This is a genomic window from Paraprevotella clara YIT 11840, assembly GCF_000233955.1.
GTDB classification, from domain to species: Bacteria; Bacteroidota; Bacteroidia; order Bacteroidales; family Bacteroidaceae; genus Paraprevotella; species Paraprevotella clara.
Genome location: NZ_JH376621.1, coordinates 1 through 730 on the forward strand (window position 1 = coordinate 1; position 730 = coordinate 730).

A 730-nucleotide genomic window follows, 5' to 3' on the forward strand; every position below is an offset into this window, starting at 1 on the left:
ATTTTACATTTACACAAAATATTTTATAGTGCCAAATCAGAAAAATAATCTACACCACAAATCTCATTGAAAATCTGAATGGAAAAATCAGAAAGTACACTAAATCAAAACTTTCATTCCCTTCGGATGATGCAGTGAAGAAAATGGTATACCTCTCTTTGATGGAGATTGAGAAGAAATGGACGATGCCGATTACTAACTGGGGATTGATTATGAATCAATTTATGCTTATTTTTGAAAACAGAATCCAGATATAAGTGAACTTATAACTGAATCCCGTTTACATTTACACAAAATTGTGGACAGTGCCGTCCGGGCGGTCTTTTTGTCCGTCGTCGAGGCTGTAATTTAAACTGTGTTAGCAAAGTTAATAATTTATTCTTTTTCTTTGCTAACACAGTTTAAATTACAGCCTCCACCGCCCTTGAAAAGCTTGTCTACCTCGCTTATCGCAACATACGCAAGAAATGGACTATGCCACTGGCTAATTGGGGCACCATTGCCCAACAACTGGCGATAAAGTTTGGAGATAGATTTAAGTTGTTGTAATTTTACGCTCGTCGGGAGTGCTGGTGCACCCCCTTGGCGCTGGCCGATCCCCGACCGATGAGTTTGAAAGATAAACATCGCATGACACAGTTTACTTTACGCCCCCCCCGTCGTCCGTCGTTTCCCTTCCGTTTTCGGTCTTCCTTGCCCGGTCTTCTCTTCCGGATAGTTGTTTCTCTTG

2 pseudogenes are annotated in these 730 nt (G+C 41.0%); both read left to right on the plus strand.

The features are described from left to right. Positions 1-32: 32 nt before the first annotated feature. Positions 33-257: pseudogene (locus tag HMPREF9441_RS17995) on the plus strand (transposase); the annotation flags it as partial. A gap of 154 nt (positions 258-411) precedes the next feature. Then, positions 412-549: pseudogene (locus tag HMPREF9441_RS18000) on the plus strand (IS256 family transposase); the annotation flags it as partial. Positions 550-730: the final 181 nt, after the last annotated feature.